This is a genomic window from Streptomyces corynorhini (assembly GCF_003346515.1).
Lineage (GTDB): Bacteria > Actinomycetota > Actinomycetes > Streptomycetales > Streptomycetaceae > Streptomyces > Streptomyces corynorhini.
Genome location: NZ_QQNA01000021.1, coordinates 1 through 15,821, shown reverse-complemented (window position 1 = coordinate 15,821; position 15,821 = coordinate 1). Strand labels below are relative to the sequence as shown.

Annotated in this window: 8 protein-coding genes and 2 pseudogenes; 5 read left to right on the top strand and 5 right to left on the bottom strand. The window is 71.7% G+C overall.

Going from position 1 to position 15,821, the window contains the following annotated elements; genetic code table 11:
* The first annotated feature begins 31 nt into the window (after positions 1 to 31).
* The gene (gene fxsT, locus DVH02_RS03715) at positions 32 to 3,049 is read left to right on the top strand and encodes an FxSxx-COOH system tetratricopeptide repeat protein (RefSeq protein ID WP_114622215.1); all 3,018 of its coding nucleotides are present in this window, start codon (positions 32 to 34) and stop codon (positions 3,047 to 3,049) included.
* Positions 3,050 to 3,130: 81 nt separating this feature from the next.
* On the opposite strand, the gene DVH02_RS03710 is transcribed toward fxsT, so the two are convergent.
* From DVH02_RS03710 to DVH02_RS03690, 4 genes are all read right to left on the bottom strand, one after another.
* Positions 3,131 to 6,994 carry a multifunctional oxoglutarate decarboxylase/oxoglutarate dehydrogenase thiamine pyrophosphate-binding subunit/dihydrolipoyllysine-residue succinyltransferase subunit gene (locus tag DVH02_RS03710; protein ID WP_114622214.1) on the bottom strand — a complete coding sequence of 1,288 codons (3,864 nt, stop codon included), beginning with the start codon at positions 6,992 to 6,994 and terminating at the stop codon, positions 3,131 to 3,133.
* A 279-nt stretch (positions 6,995 to 7,273) separates the two neighbouring features.
* Entirely contained in the window at positions 7,274 to 8,533 is a 1,260-nt protein-coding gene (locus tag DVH02_RS03700) for a HAMP domain-containing sensor histidine kinase (RefSeq protein WP_407697583.1), read from the bottom strand.
* On the bottom strand, positions 8,530 to 9,267 hold the full coding sequence (locus DVH02_RS03695) for a response regulator transcription factor (RefSeq protein WP_114622263.1): 738 nt from the start codon (positions 9,265 to 9,267) through the stop codon (positions 8,530 to 8,532). Before DVH02_RS03695 ends, DVH02_RS03700 begins: the two co-directional genes overlap by 4 nt.
* A gap of 103 nt (positions 9,268 to 9,370) precedes the next feature.
* Entirely contained in the window at positions 9,371 to 10,087 is a 717-nt protein-coding gene (locus DVH02_RS03690) for a spermidine synthase family protein (RefSeq protein ID WP_114622213.1), read from the bottom strand.
* Between the two features lie 673 nt (positions 10,088 to 10,760).
* On the opposite strand from DVH02_RS03690, the gene DVH02_RS03685 reads away from it, so the two are divergent.
* The 3 genes from DVH02_RS03685 (at position 10,761) to lon (ending at position 14,994) form a co-directional block, all read left to right on the top strand.
* The gene (locus tag DVH02_RS03685) at positions 10,761 to 11,435 is read left to right on the top strand and encodes a rhomboid-like protein (protein WP_199566155.1); all 675 of its coding nucleotides are present in this window, start codon (positions 10,761 to 10,763) and stop codon (positions 11,433 to 11,435) included.
* A complete protein-coding gene (locus DVH02_RS03680; RefSeq protein WP_114622212.1) occupies positions 11,432 to 12,394 on the top strand; it encodes a phosphotransferase family protein in 963 nt (320 codons plus the stop codon). Before DVH02_RS03685 ends, DVH02_RS03680 begins: the two co-directional genes overlap by 4 nt.
* A gap of 188 nt (positions 12,395 to 12,582) precedes the next feature.
* On the top strand, positions 12,583 to 14,994 hold the full coding sequence (gene lon, locus DVH02_RS03675) for an endopeptidase La (RefSeq protein ID WP_114622211.1): 2,412 nt from the start codon (positions 12,583 to 12,585) through the stop codon (positions 14,992 to 14,994).
* A gap of 130 nt (positions 14,995 to 15,124) precedes the next feature.
* On the opposite strand, the pseudogene DVH02_RS03670 reads toward lon, so the two are convergent.
* Positions 15,125 to 15,703, bottom strand: a pseudogene (locus DVH02_RS03670) (lysozyme); the annotation flags it as partial.
* Here DVH02_RS03670 and DVH02_RS03665 point away from each other — a divergent pair.
* A pseudogene (locus DVH02_RS03665) lies at positions 15,699 to 15,821 on the top strand (GH25 family lysozyme); the annotation flags it as partial. The pseudogenes DVH02_RS03670 and DVH02_RS03665 overlap by 5 nt on opposite strands.

Sequence of the window (15,821 nt, the reverse complement as noted above, 5' to 3'; positions counted from 1 at the left end):
AGGGCGTATGACGACGCAGGGAGACGGTTGAATGCCCGGAGCACACAAGCAAGTTGACGCCACCGGGCCGCAGGTTGTCACCATCAGCTTCGCCGGGTTCAACCGGGCCTGGGCGGCCTGGATCGGGGACCGTCTGGAGCGCCGCGGCCTCTCGGTGGTCTACCAGCGCTGGTATCCGCTGGACGACACCCCGCTGGAGGAGTATCTGCGCGATCTGCTGCTCGCGCCCGGCCCCGTCCTGGTCATCCTCAGCGACTGGTACTTCCAGCTCGGCCCGCGCGGCCACGACGAGTGGAACAGCGCCCTGCGCGCCGTGGTGGAGCCCGCGCGCGACCGGTTCGCCGCCGTCTCCGTCACCACCGCCCCGCTGCCCAGCGCCACCACCGTCTTCGCCGCGGCCGACCTGACCACGGTCGGCGAGACGGAGGCCGAGCGGCGCGTCCTGACCCGCCTCGGCCTGCCGACCGCCCCCGTACCCGCGCACGGCGACACCCGGCTCGGCCCCCGCTACCCGGCCGACGTCCCCGACGTGTGGGGCGGCGTCCCACGCCGTAACACCCGCTTCACGGGCCGCGAGACGCTGCTCAACGACGCCTACAACGCGTTGCAGCAAGCGGGCCGGGGCGCCGGTGTGGTCACCCTCCACGGCATGTCCGGCGTCGGCAAGACCCAGCTCGCCGCCGAGTACGTGTACCGCTTCGGCGCCGAGTACGACGTCATCTGGTGGATCGCCGCCGACAAGCGGGTCAGCTGCCGCCAGCGCCTCGCCGAACTCGCCCCCGCGCTCGGCCTGTCCACCGGCGTCGAGTACGGCGAGCGGCTGCGCGCCTCGCGCGACGCGCTGCGCCGCGGCGACCCGTACAGCCGCTGGCTGCTGGTCTTCGACGGCGCCGACGAACCCGACCAGATCTGGGACCTGGTGCCGACCGGGCCCGGCCATGTGCTGATCACCGCCCGCAATCCGGAGTGGGGCGAACACAACAGCGCCCTGATGGAGGTCCCGGTCTACGACCGCGACGAATCCGTCGCCTTCGTCCGGCGCCGCGCCCCGCGCCTGAGCTACGGCGAGGCCGCGCAGCTCGCGGGCGCGCTGGAGGACCTGCCGCTGCTGCTCGACCAGACGGCCGGCTGGCTCAACGACTCCGACATGACCGTCGACCAGTACATCGAGCTGCTCAGGGGCGGCATCGACCAGGACGTCGTACGGGTCTCCGCCGACTTCCCGCTCGCCTTCCAGACCGGCTGGTCGATACTGCTCAACAAGCTCCGCGAGACCGTGCCCGAATCCGTGGACCTGCTGCGGCTGTGCACGTTCTTCGCGCCGGGCGCCATCCCCGTACGGCTGGTGCGCGACCTGCCCGCGGACACCCTCCCCGAGAAGCTGCGCGGTCTGGTCGACGACCCGGTGCGCTGGACGCGCGCGATCAACAAACTCCGGCAGTACGCGGTGGTGCGCGCCGCCGGGGTCGGCGAGCGCGAGGTCAGGGACCAGGTCGGGGAGAACGGGCCCGGCGGCGCGGGCGACACCCTCTACATGCACCGCATGGTCCACCAGATCGTCCACCAGGACATGCCCGCCCAGGACCACGGCGACTTCATCGAGGTCGTCCGCCGCGCACTGGTCGCCGCCGACCCCGGCCGCCCCACCGACACCCGGCTGTGGCCCCGGTACGCGGAGATCACCCCGCATCTCAAGTGGGCCGACGTCCTCAAGAGCACCGACCCCGACGTGCACACCCTGGTCCTCAACTGCCTGCGCTACCTGTATCTCTCGGGCGAGTACCGGGCGGGCATCAACCTCGGCAGGCGCGCCATGGCGGCCTGGAAGCGGCTCCTCGGCGACACCCACCCGAGGATCTGGGACCTCAGCTACCACTACGCCAACGTGCTGCGCGCCGTCGGCGACTACGCGGGCACCGAGGCCATCGAGCGCGCCGCCGCCGAACAGCTGCGCGCCGAACGCGGCCCGCAGGACCTGGAGTACCTGCGCGCGGCGGGCGGACTCGCCGCCGACCTGCGCGGCCTCGGCCGCTACGACGAGGCGTACGAGATCTCCGGCCGGCTCGTCGCCGCCTACCGCGAACTCGTCGGCGAGCAGGACGCGCGCACCCTGAGCGCGCAGAACAACCTGGCCGTCACCCTGCGGCTGTTCGGCCGTTACGAGGAGTCCCTCGACCTCAACCGGCGCACCCTGGAGGCCCTGCGGCAACTGCTGCGCCCGCGCCACGCCTGGACCCTCTTCTCGGAGATCAACTACGCCACCGACCTGCGGCTCCTCGGCCGCTACAGCGAGGCGGAGTCGCTCCAGTCGCAGAGCGTGCGCGTCCACCGCATCGTGATGGGCCGGGACAACCCGCAGACGCTGCGCGCCGAGCACAACCTCGCGCTGTGCCACTACCGTTCGGGTGAACGCGGCAGGGCCGCCGAGCTGCTCACCCAGGTCCTGGAGAGCTGCGAACGGGTCCTGGGCGAACACGACCCGCTGACCATGATGTTCGCCGCGTCCCAGAGCTGTTTCGCCCGCGAGCACGGCGACATCGACCAGGCCAGGGCGATAAGCGAACAGGTCGTCGCCGGCTATCTGGACATGCTCGGCGAGGGACACCCCTTCCTCGCCGGGACCCGCGGCAACCACGCGCTGATCCTGCGCAACGTCGGCGAGCGCGACCAGGCCCACCTCCTGATGGAGACCGCCCTGAGCGACATGACCGGCGCGGTGGGGGAGCGCCACCCCTGGACGCTGGGCTGCGCCATCAACGCCTCGGCGCTGCGCAACATCGTCGGCGACCCGGAGGGCGCCGCCGCGCTGACCGGCGACACCATCGTCCGCGCCACCGAGACCCTCGGCCGCACCCATCCGCTCACGCTCTCCGCCCGGATCGCGCACGCGGCCGACCTGCGGGCGCTGCGGGACGTGCAGCGCGCCGAGAAGACCGAGGGGGAGGCGCTGGACGACCTGGTGGCGACGCTGGGCGCGCAGCACGTCCACACCGTCGCGGCCCGCTCGCGCAACCGCCCGTACTGGGACTTCGAGCCGCCCATCGTCTGAACGGCGGCGCTGTCCGTACGCCGGAGGGCCCGGCCCCGCGAGCTGATCGCGGGACCGGGCCCTCCGGCGTACGGGCGCGGGTCAGGCGTCGAAGACCTCGCTGACCAGCTGCTGCTGCTCCGCCTGGTGGCGCTTGGCCGAGCCGACCGCGGGCGACGAGGAGTGCGGGCGCGAGATGCGCCGCAGCCGCTCGCCGTGCGGGATGTCGGCGCCGACCGCCAGGTCGAGGTGGTCGATCAGGTTGAGCGCGATGAACGGCCACGCACCCTGGTTCGCCGGCTCCTCCTGCGCCCACAGGTACTTCTCGGCGTTCGGGAACTTGGCGATCTCGGCCTGCAGCTCCGTACCCGGCAGCGGGTACAGCCGCTCCAGCCGCAGGATCGCGGTGTCCGTGACGCCGCGCTTCCGCCGCTCGGCGTCCAGGTCGTAGTAGACCTTGCCGGTGCAGAAGACGACCTTGCGGACCGCGTTCGGGTCCACGGCCTCGTCGCCGATCACCGGGCGGAAGCCGCCGGTGGTGAACTCCTCCGCCTTGGACGCCGCGGCCTTCAGACGCAGCATCGACTTCGGGGTGAAGACGACGAGCGGCTTGTGGTGCGGGTTGTGGACCTGCCAGCGCAGCAGGTGGAAGTAGTTCGACGGCAGGGTCGGCACGGCGACCGTCATGTTGTTCTGCGCGCACATCTGGAGGAAGCGCTCGGGGCGCGCGGACGAGTGGTCCGGGCCCTGGCCCTCGTAGCCGTGCGGCAGCAGCAGCGTGACGCCCGAGGTCTGGCCCCACTTCTGCTCGGCCGACGAGATGAACTCGTCCACGACGGACTGCGCGCCGTTGACGAAGTCACCGAACTGCGCCTCCCACATGACCAGCGCGTCCGGCCTGGCCAGCGAGTAGCCGTACTCGAAGCCCATCGCCGCGTACTCGCTGAGCAGCGAGTCGTAGACGTTGTAACGGGCCTGCTCGTCCGTCAGGTACTGGAGCGGGGTGTAGTCCTCGCCGGTGCCCTGGTCGACCAGGACCGCGTGGCGCTGGCCGAACGTACCGCGGCGGGTGTCCTGGCCGGAGAGCCGGACCGGGGTGCCCTCCATCAGCAGCGAGCCGATGGCGAGGGTCTCGCCCATGCCCCAGTCGATCGTGCCGTCCTCCACGGAGGAGGCGCGGCGCAGCAGCTGCGGCATCAGACGCGGATGGACGGTGACCGTGTCGGGGATGTTGACCTGCGACTCGGCGATCCGCTTGACGACCTCCTGGGAGACCGCCGTCGTCACCGCGACCGGGAACTCCGCCTGGACGTCCGGGATATGCGTCGGGCCAGCGTGCGAGGTGGCCTCGCGGACCTCGGCGAAGACCTTCTCCAGCTGCCCCTGGAAGTCCTGGAGCGCCTGCTCCGCCTCTTCCAGCGTGATGTCGCCGCGGCCGATCAGCGACTCGGTGTAGAGCTTGCGCACCGAGCGCTTCTTGTCGATCAGGCGGACCATCTGCGGGTTGGTGAACTGCGGGTTGTCGCCCTCGTTGTGACCGCGGCGGCGGTAGCAGATGAGGTCGATCACGACGTCCTTGTTGAACGTCTGGCGGAACTCGAAGGCGAGCCGCCCGACCCGGACGACGGCCTCCGGGTCGTCACCGTTCACATGGATGATCGGCGCCTCGATCATGCGGGCCACGTCGGTGGCGTACATGGAGGAGCGCGACGCCTCCGGGGCCGCGGTGAAGCCGACCTGGTTGTTGATCACGATGTGGACGGTGCCGCCGGTGCGGTAGCCGCGCAGCTGCGACATGTTGAGCGTCTCGGCGACGACGCCCTGGCCCGCGAAGGCCGCGTCGCCGTGGAGCGCCAGCGGCAGGACCGTGAAGTCCGTACCGCCCTTGTTGATGATGTCCTGCTTGGCGCGGGCGATGCCCTCCAGGACCGGGTCGACCGCCTCCAGGTGCGAGGGGTTCGCGGCCAGCGAGACCTTGATCTGCTCGCCGTCCAGACCGGTGAAGGTGCCCTCGGCGCCCAGGTGGTACTTGACGTCGCCGGAGCCGTGCATCGACTTCGGGTCGAGGTTGCCCTCGAACTCGCGGAAGATCTGGGCGTAGGACTTGCCGACGATGTTCGCCAGCACGTTCAGCCGGCCGCGGTGGGCCATACCGATGACGACCTCGTCGAGACGCGACTCGGCGGCGGAGTCGATCACCGCGTCGAGCAGCGGGATGACGGACTCGCCGCCCTCCAGCGAGAAGCGCTTCTGGCCGACGTACTTCGTCTGCAGGAACGTCTCGAACGCCTCGGCGGCGTTCAGCCTGCGCAGGATCCGCAGCTGCTCCTCGCGCTCCGGCTTGGCGTGCGCGCCGCGCTCGATGCGGTCCTGGAGCCACTTGCGCTGCTTCGGGTCCTGGATGTGCATGAACTCGATGCCGGTGGTGCGGCAGTACGAGTCGCGCAGCACGCCCAGGATGTCGCGCAGCTTCATCATCGACTTGCCGGCGAAGCCGCCGACCGCGAACTCGCGCTCCAGGTCCCACAGCGTGAGCCCGTGCTCGGTGATGTCGAGGTCGGGGTGCTTGCGCTGGAGGTAGTCCAGCGGGTCCGTGTCGGCCATGACGTGGCCGCGCACCCGGTAGGAGTGGATCAGCTCGAAGACCCGGGCGGGCTTGGTGACGTCCTCGTCGTGCGACGCGTCGATGTCCTTGAGCCAGCGGACCGGCTCGTAGGGGATGCGCAGCGCCTTGAAGATCTCGTCGTAGAACTCGTTCTCGCCGAGCAGCAGCTGACTGACGATCCGCAGGAACTCGCCCGAGGCAGCGCCCTGGATGACCCGGTGGTCGTAGGTCGACGTCAGGGTCATCACCTTGGAGATGCCCAGCTTGTTCAGGGTGTCCTGCGAAGTGCCCTGGAACTCGGCGGGGTAGTCCATCGAGCCGACGCCCATGATGACCGACTGACCGGGCATCAGACGCGGCACGGAGTGGACGGTGCCCAGGCCGCCGGGGTTGGTCAGCGAGACCGTGACGCCGGTGAAGTCGTCCATCGTCAGCTTGTTGCCCCGGGCGCGGCGGACGATGTCCTCGTACGCCTGCCAGAACTCGAAGAAGTTGAGCGTCTCGGCCTTCTTGATGCCCGCGACGACGAGCTGACGGTCGCCGTTGGCCTTCACCAGGTCGATGGCGAGCCCGAAGTTGATGTGCTCCGGCTTGACCAGGGTCGGCTTGCCGTCCTTCTCCGCGAAGGAGTGGTTCATCGACGGCATGGCCTTGATCGCCTGCACCATCGCGTACCCGATGAGGTGCGTGAAGGAGATCTTGCCGCCCCGCGCGCGCTTCAGGTGGTTGTTGATGACGATGCGGTTGTCGAAGAGGAGCTTGACCGGGACGGCGCGCACCGAGGTGGCGGTGGGCACCTCCAGCGAGGCGCTCATGTTCTTCGCGACGGCGGCGGACGGGCCGCGCAGCGTCAGGAACTCGGGACCGGCCGGTGCCTCGGCGGAATCGCCGCCGCCCGCGGCGGGCTTCGCCTTCACCGGCGCCGGGGCGGCGGCGGGCTTCGCGGCGGGCGCGGGCCGCGCGGGGGCCGGGGCCGCCTGCGCGGGCCGGGCGGCCGGTGCGGGAGCCGGGGCCGGTGCCGCGGCGGGCGCCGGTGCGGCGGCCTTGGCGGGAGCCGGAGCCGGAGCGGCGGCAGCGGGCCGCGCGACGGGTGGCTGGGCCGGTGCGGCCGGCGAGGCGGGTACCGCAGCCCCCGCGGCTGCGGACGCGTCGCCGGACTTTTCCGCCGCGCCGGAGGTGCCCGGCTTGTAGTCGGCGAAGAAGTCCCACCAGGCACGGTCGACCGAGTTCGGATCCTGGAGGTACTGCTGGTAGATCTCGTCGACGAGCCATTCATTGGCTCCGAAGGCCGCGGCAGGGTTCTTGCCCTGCCCGTCTTCGTCGGTCGAGATGCTCGCGTTACTGGGGGACTGAGACGACACGGCGTGAACCGCCCTCTTCCGCTTCACAAGGTGATGGACAGCGGGAATCAAGGCTACGCCTACCCGGCCGACACGTGCAGACCGGGCGTGCCATCGTCGTGCAAGTCACATCGGACGGCGGGTTTCAGCGTATGAATTGGCGGGAAACAAGCCAGGTTCCGCTGCGCCGGGAAGACACATCACCCCGGCCACGGCCGGTACACGGCCCGTAGCCCCGCCGGTCCCCGACTCCGTACCCGGAGATCGTGCGTTTTCGCTTCGAACCCTTCGAACTCTACGTCAACCACGAGGCCCGGGTGCTCCCGGCAGAGTGACCCGGATCAGACAGCCGCGTTCCGATTCGGCCACACCGATGTGCCCGCCGTGCAGATCGACGGCCCAGCGGGCGATCGCGAGGCCGAGCCCCGTACCGCCGTCGCTGCCGGGTCCGTGCGCGGAGGGCGCCGTACCCCGGTTGAACCGCTCGAAGACCTGATGCCGCTCCTGCTCCGGGATACCGGGCCCCTCGTCCTGGATCTCCAGCTCCAGCGACTCGGGACCTGGCCCGCCGCCGCGCCGGGCGCGCACGGTGACCCGGCCGTGCGGCGGGCTGTGCTTGACGGCGTTGTCGATGAGGTTGGCGACGACCTGGTGGAGACGTTCCGCGTCCGCGTGCGCGGTCAGCTCGGGCGGCGAGACGTCCAGATGCAGATGGACATCCGTACGGGTGTGACTGACCGAGCCGGACACCCCGGAGACCGGGCGGCGCTGCGAGGCGGCCAGATTGGCTTCCTTGAGCACCCCGGACAGGTACGGCCACACCTCGAAGCGGCCCGCCCGCAGCGGTACGACGCCGTTGTCCAGCCGGGACAGGTCGAGCAGCGTCTCGGTCAGCCGCCCGAGCCGCTCGGTCTGCCGCAGCGCCGTCAGCATCATCTCGGCATCGGCGGCCGTCACCCCGTCCACCACGTTCTCCAGCACGGCGCGCAGGGCCGCGATGGGCGTGCGCAGCTCGTGGGAGACATTGGCGATCAGCGCCTTGCGGTGCTGGTTCTCGGCCTCCAGGTCGTCGGCCATCCGGTTGATCGTCGCCGCCAGGTCGCCCAGCTCGTCACGGCGGTCGGAGCCGCTGACCCGCCGGGTGTAGTCGCCGTGCGAGATCGCCTTGGCGACGGTGCTCATCTCGTCCAGCGGCGCGGTCAGCCCGTGCGCCACGAACTGGGTGATCAGCAGCGTCGCGATCATCGAGAAGACCGTGATGAAGCGCAGCTCGGTCTCCGTGCGCAGCGCCACCACCAGCAGCCCGGTGGTGATGAGGACGGAGATGACGACGAGGGCGCCGAGCTTGGCCTTGATGGACAGCCGCAGCCGGGCCGCGCCTGGCCCGAACCCCAGCAGCGTCCCGAGGCGGGCCGCGAAGCGCGCGCCGGGCCCCGGCGCCGCCCCGGCGCGCGCACGGCGCCGGTCCTCCCAGCGGGGAGCCGGGGCGCCACGCTCCGCGGCAGGCCGCCCGGCGGGAGGCGAGCCGTCCCGGAGCCGCTCGGACGCGGGCCGGGTCATGGAGCGGGCGTCTCCAGCGCGTACCCGACACCGTGCACCGTACGGATCCGCTCCGCGCCGATCTTCCGGCGCAGCGCCTTGATGTGGCTGTCGACCGTACGGGTGCCCGAGGCGTCCGCCCAGTCCCACACCTCGGCGAGGAGCTGCTCCCTGGACAGGACGGCGCGCGGCGTGTTCGCCAGGCAGACCAGCAGGTCGAACTCGGTCGGCGTCAGGTGGACGTCCTCGCCGCGCACCCGCACCCGGCGCTGCGCGTGGTCGATCTCCAGCTCGCCCAGGCGCAGGATGCCGCTGCGCGGCGTCACCGCGGCCAGCGCCGCGCGCTCCACCCGGCGCAGCAGCACATGCACCCGGGCCGCCAGCTCCCGCATGGAGAACGGCTTGGTCATGTAGTCGTCGGCGCCGACGCCGAGCCCGACCAGCATGTCGGTCTCGTCGTCCCGCGCCGTGAGCATCAGCACGGGCACCGGGCGCTGCGCCTGTACGCGGCGGCAGACCTCCAGACCGTCGAAGCCCGGCAGCATGACGTCCAGGACCATCAGGTCCGGCTGCCAGCCCTCGGCCGCGTCGACGGCCGCGGGGCCGTCCACGGCCGTCTGTACGAGAAAGCCCTCGGCCCGCAGCCGCGCGGCGATGGCGTCGACGATCGTCGCGTCGTCCTCGACGACGAGAATCCGGCGCTGCGCGCCGGGCGTCGCGGCGACTCCGGTGTGGCTGGTCTGTGTCTGCTCCATCGCCCGCCCCTGGTACGCGTTCCGCGATCCTTGTTCCGCGATCTGCATGAAGTATGCAGATCCATGTGTCGGGAGCAGCGTAGATGCAGCGGGAGCTTCCCGGCTACGCAGTGCGAACAGCGAGATGGACCACGTCGGGTACGCCTCGGGCAACCGGCACCTCTTCCGCCCTTACCCCTGTGAACCCGGCATTCCGCAACGCCTCACCGAAGGCCGGGGACGGGTTCGCCGACCAAACGGCGAGGACACCGCCCGGTTTCAACCGGTCCCGGCACATGGCGAGTCCGGCCGCCGAGTAGAGGTTCCCGTTGTCCTCGGTGACGGTCCACTCGGGTCCGTTGTCGATATCCAGACAGAGCGCGTCGTAACGGTCCGTGGTCGTCCGGAGGTACTCCACGAGATCGGTGTGCAGGATCACAGTGCGCGCGTCGCGCAGCGCGGCGCCGGAGATCGCGCCGAGCGGTCCCTCGCGGTGCCAGTCGATCACCGCCTCCTCGCGCTCCACGACCGCGATCCGCCCCCATCGCGCGTCGGCGGCGGCGTGCGCGAGGGAGAAGCCGACCCCGAGCCCGCCGACGAGGACGTCCGGCGCCTCGCGCCCGGCCGGGAGCGCGTCCCGGGCGGCGTCGATCAGCAGCCGCTCGGAGCGGCCGTCCGAGGTGTCCATCAGGAAGCAGCCGTTGGCGATGATCTCCAGCCGGGTACCCCTGCGGCGCAGGACGACCTCGCCGTACGGCCCGTCGCGGCGGTCGAGCGTGACAGGCTCGGCGGCGGGGTCGTGGAGATGGTCGGTGGTGGTCGCTGACGCGGGTGCGGACATGCTGTCGGAGCCTCTCCCTCTGGCGGCTGATGGCGGCGGACGCCGACGCCATCCTGGCCGTGGGCGCCGGGCCTGGCCAACCCGATTTCGGCCTAGGGCCTCTCGTTTGGATCATGCCGGGCTCGCGAGCCCTGGCACCGCGCCTCGCCGCGTTGTCGTCCGTCGCCTACGCTCCGCGTGGGCTCCCTCCTCCGCCTTGCGATCCACGGCACCAGACCCCGCTCCCTCATCCGGCCTGATCCAAACGAAAGACCCTAGGCGACCGATGATGGGGGTGTGTCCCCCGTCATGGACGGGGGACACGACGGTCGCGTTCGCTGAGAGTCCCCCGTGGAAGGAGTCGCCGACGGTGAAACGGCTGGAGACGACACGTACGGGGACGGATCCGGGCGGCGGCAGCGGAGCGACGTCGCGGCCGGCCGCCGTACCGGCGCCGCGCCCCGCCGGGCCCGCGGAGGCGTCCCCTCTTGAAGAGGCCGCATTCACGGATCCTCTTCAGGAGGCGGACCGGCTCAAGCCGGGCCCTCTTCAGGAGCCGGGCCTTCTCAAGCCGGGCCTTCTCAAGCCGGGCCTTCTCAAGGCGGGTCCTCTTCAAGAGACGGGTCCTCTTGAAGGGGAAAGGCCCGAGGACGCCGCGCCCGCCGCCCCGCGGCGGTGCCGGACACCCCTGGCCGTGCGGCACGTGAGGCCGCTGCTGCCAGGACCCGTCCGTACCCCGTTCACCTTCTGGTACGCGCTGGTCCTGCTCGGGACCTCGCTCTACGCGGCGTACGCGCAGCGGGAGACCGTCTCCGCGCTGCTGCGGGGCTCCAGCACGGACGTCGCCCACCTCGCCCAGCACCCCGTCCTCGTCCTGGTCGCCAGCGCGCTCTGGGTCGCCGGGGGCCTGGCTTCCCCGTACGCCCTCGGGTTCGCCCTCGTCATGACGGCGCTGGAGCGCCGGATCGGCGGCCGGCGCACGGCCGGGGTCTTCCTGCTCGGCCATGTCACGGCGACCCTGGCGACCGAGGTCCCGGTCGCGCTCTCGGTCGCCGGTGGCCGACTGCCCGCGACGTCGCTGCACCGCCTCGACTACGGCATCAGCTTCGGGCTGATGGCGAGCGTCGGCGCACTGGCCGGGCTGCTCGCCCCGCTGCCGCGCGGGATCCTCCTCGGCGTGGTCGGCACGACGCTGCTCCAGGAACTGCTGGAGTTCGACGACCCGCTCACCGCCTGGGGCCACCCGGTGGCCCTCCTCGTCGGCGTCGCCTGCTGGCCCGCCGCGCGCCGGGCGTACCGGCACACGGTGCGGTCCGCGACGAAACGCGGCGGTGCGGAAGGACATCCGGGTGGTGGGGTGTCGCGATGACCGACTACAAAGGAGACGGCGCCGTGCGGCCGTCGGCCCTGGCCTGGGTGGAACGGCAGCTGGACAGCGGCGAACGGATCGTCGCGACCGAGGCGCTGCACGGCGGCATCACCGCCGAGATGCGGCGGCTGACCGTCCGCGAGCGGGACGGAGCCACCCGCGACCTGGTGCTGCGGACCTTCGTCGCGCCGCCCTTCGTAGATCAGGCCGAGGACCTGCTGAACCGTGAGGCCGAGGCCCTCACCCTGCTCGCGGGGACAGGCGTACCGGCTCCGGCGCTGGTCGCGGCCGATCCGAAGGCCGCGTGGTGCGCGTACCCGTCGCTCCTCATGACACATCTGGCGGGCCGGACGGTCCTCGACGACGAGGGACTGGAGCGGCGCGTCGCCCTGCTGGCCCGCCAACTCGTCGCGATCCACGCGCGGCGGCCCGCCCGGCGGCCCCCGGAGTACGAGGCGTGGACGACCGCCGACGCGGTCGTCCCTCCCCGGGGCGCCGACGCCGTGGCGTGGACCGCCGCGACGGAGGTGATCCGCGGGCCCGCGCCGCCGTACGAGGGGCGGTTCCTGCACCGGGACTTCCACCCGGGCAACGTGCTGTTCGACGCGTCGCCCCCGAGCGCCGACGGTCTGCGGATCACCGGGGTCGTCGACTGGGTGCAGACCTCCTGGGGCCCGGCGGACCTGGACGTGGCGCACTGCTCCAGCAACCTCGCCCTGCTGCACGGCCCGGCGTGGGGTCTGCGGTTCGCCGAGGCGTACGAGGAGGCCGGCGGGGTGCAGGCCGCGGCACCGGACGAGCGGCTGTACTGGCGGCTGCTGGACGCGCTGGCGTTCGCCGGGGGCACGGAGTGGGTGGCGCGGCCGTGGCGGGAGGCGGGCAGGGCGGAGCTGACGGCGCGGGTCGTGGAAGAGCGGCTGGACGGCTACGTTTCCGCCCTGCTGGACACGCTCGCCTGAGCCGGTCTCCCGGGCGGCGTGGGTGCGAGTGAGGGGCGTGAGTGGGGGGCGTGAGCGGGGGCGCGCGAAGCGCCGTCGGCCGATCGCTCAGAGCGAACGCGGCCCGGGGAACATCCGGGGGCTCATAAGCATTGAGTCGGTATAGCTCAACTTGCTTGATGCCGATTGCTTTGCCCGAAGGGGAGATCATGGCCGTCACGTCCACATCGCTCACGCTTCCCGTACTGCCGCTCGACGACGAGGTCGTCCTGCCCGGCATGGTGGTGCCGCTGGATCTGTCCGACGCCGAGGTCCGTGCCGCCGTGGAGGCCGCGCAGGCGGCCGTGCGTGACGGCGGGGACGGGGCGCGCAAGCCCGAGGTGCTGATGGTGCCGCGGATCGACGGAACCTACGCCGCCACCGGCGTGCTGGGCACCGTCGAGCAGGTCGGCCGGCTCTCCGACGGCGACCCCGGCGCGCTGATCCGCGGCCGGCGCCGGGTGCGGATCGGTTCCGGTACGAGCGGGCCCGGCGCGGCCCTCTGGGTGGAGGGCACCGGCGTCGAGGAGATCACGCCCGAGCCGCTGCCCGGCTCCGTGACCGAGCTGGTCAAGGAGCACAAGGCCCTCGCCACCGACTGGCTCAAGCGGCGCGGCGCCTGGCAGGTGGTCGACCGGGTGCAGCAGATCGACGACGTCTCCGCGCTCGCGGACAACTCCGGGTACTCGCCCTTCCTCTCCCTCGCCCAGAAGGTCGAGCTGCTGGAGACGGCCGATCCGGTCGCCCGCCTCAAGCTCGCCACCGGGCAGCTGCGCGAGCACCTCGCCGAGCAGGACGTCGCCGAGTCCATCGCCAAGGACGTCCAGGAGGGCGTCGACAAGCAGCAGCGCGAATTCCTGCTGCGGCGCCAGCTCGACGCCGTGCGCAAGGAGCTGCGCGAGCTGAACGGCGAGGGCGACGAGGACGAGTCCGCCGACTACCGCACCCGCGTCGAGGCCGCCGAGCTGCCCGAGAAGGTGCGCGAGGCCGCCCTCAAGGAGGTCGACAAGCTGGAGCGCTCCTCCGACCAGAGCCCCGAGGGCTCCTGGATCCGCACCTGGCTCGACACCGTCCTCGAACTGCCGTGGAACGAGCGGACCGAGGACCGGTACGACATCAGGGGCGCGCGGGCCGTCCTGGACGCCGAGCACGCGGGCCTGGACGACGTGAAGGAGCGCATCACCGAGTACCTGGCCGTGCGCAAGCGCCGCGCCGAGCGCGGCCTCGGCGTGGTCGGCGGCCGACGCGGCGGCGCCGTGCTGGCCCTCGTCGGCCCGCCAGGAGTCGGGAAGACCTCGCTGGGCGAGAGCGTCGCGCACGCCATGGGCCGCGAGTTCGTCCGGGTCGCGCTCGGAGGCGTACGGGACGAGGCGGAGATCCGCGGCCACCGGCGCACCTACGTCGGCGCGCTGCCCGGCCGTGTCGTCCGGGCGATCAAGGAGGCCGGTTCGATGAACCCGGTCGTCCTGCTCGACGAGATCGACAAGGTCGGCTCCGACTTCCGGGGCGACCCGGCCGCCGCGCTCCTCGAAGTCCTCGACCCGGCGCAGAACCACACCTTCCGCGACCACTATCTGGAGGTCGAACTCGACCTCTCCGACGTGGTGTTCCTCGCCACCGCCAACGTCCTGGAGGCCATCCCCGAGGCGCTGCTCGACCGCATGGAGCTGGTCAGGCTCGACGGCTACACCGAGGACGAGAAGGTCGTCATCGCCCGGGACCACCTGCTGCCCCGGCAGCTGGAGCGCGCGGGCCTGGAGCCCGGCGAGGTCACCCTGGCGGACGACGCCCTGCGCAAGCTGTCCGGCGAGTACACCCGCGAGGCGGGCGTACGGAACCTGGAACGGTCCATCGCCCGGCTGCTGCGCAAGGTCGCCGCCGAGCACGAACTCGGCGAGCGCGAGCTGCCGTTCACTCTCCGCGCGGACGCCCTGCGCGGGCTGATCGGCCGGCCGCACCACGTACCGGAATCCGCGCAGGACCCGGCCGAGCGGCGTACGGCGGTGCCGGGCGTGGCCACCGGCCTGGCTGTCACGGGTGCGGGCGGTGACGTCCTGTTCGTGGAGGCGTCCCTCGCGGACGCCGAGACGGGCGGCGCCGGGCTCACCCTGACCGGGCAGCTCGGTGACGTGATGAAGGAGTCGGCGCGGATCGCGCTCTCGTTCCTGCGCTCGCACGGCGCCGAGCTGGAACTCCCGGTCGCCGACCTCAAGGACCGGGGCGTGCACATCCACTTCCCGGCGGGCGCGGTCCCGAAGGACGGCCCGAGCGCCGGGATCACCATGACGACGGCGCTGGCCTCGCTGCTCAGCGGCAGGCTGGTCCGTACGGACGTGGCCATGACCGGCGAGGTCTCCCTCACCGGCCGGGTCCTGCCCATCGGCGGCCTCAAGCAGAAGCTGCTGGCCGCCCACCGCGCGGGCATCACGACCGTGGTGATACCCAAGCGCAACGAGGCCGACCTCGACGACGTCCCCGCCGAGATCCTCTCCGGGCTGGACGTCCACCCGGTGACGGACGTCCGCCAGGTCCTGGACATCGCGCTGTCCCCGGCCGATGTGCCGGTCGCTGCGGCGGCCTGACGGGTGGCGGCCTGAACGGCGGCGGCCTGACGGGTGGCGCCTTGAACGGCGGCGGCCTGAACGGTGGCGGGCGGCCGGTCCGGAACATCGCGTTCCGGACCGGCCGCCCGCGTGTCACCTGCGTACGCCGTCAGCCGTTCGCCAGCGCGACGACGCGGTCCAGCGCGCCGTTGAACCGGTCGTGGTCCCCGACGACGGGGCCGGTCGACGTGTACTGCCAGATCGTCTGGAAGTCCCAGCCCGCGGGCAGCTCGCCCACCGTGGTGTCGTAGCGGGCGATCCAGAGCGGGTTCGTGGAGCCGAAGCCCGCGTAGTTGCCCGTGCACTCCTTCCACCAGCTGGTCGCCGTGTAGATCGCGGCGTCACGGCCCGTGCGGGACCTGTAGGTGGTGAGGAAGTCCCGGATCCAGGCCACCATCTGGGCCTGCGTCTTGCCGTAGCACTGTGCGCCGTACGGGTTCCACTCGATGTCCAGCACTCCGGGCAGCGTCTTGCCGTCGCGCGACCAGCCACCGCCGCCGTCGACGAAGTAGTTGGCCTGATTGGCGCCGCTGGAGTCGTTCGGGGTGCCGAAGTGGTAGGCGCCCCGGATCATGCCGACGTTGTAGGCGCCGTTGTACTGCTGCGTGAAGTAGGGGTTCTTGTAATAGTTGCCCTCGGTGGCCTTGTTGTACGACCACTTCACGCCGCTGTTCCACAGCGTCGCCCAGACGGAGGGCGTGGACGTCTCCAGCCACCAGGGCAACGTCGACTGGGCGACGCTGTGGAACAGCGGCGTGAAGTGGTCGTACAACAAGGCCACCGAGGGCAACTATTACAAGAACCCC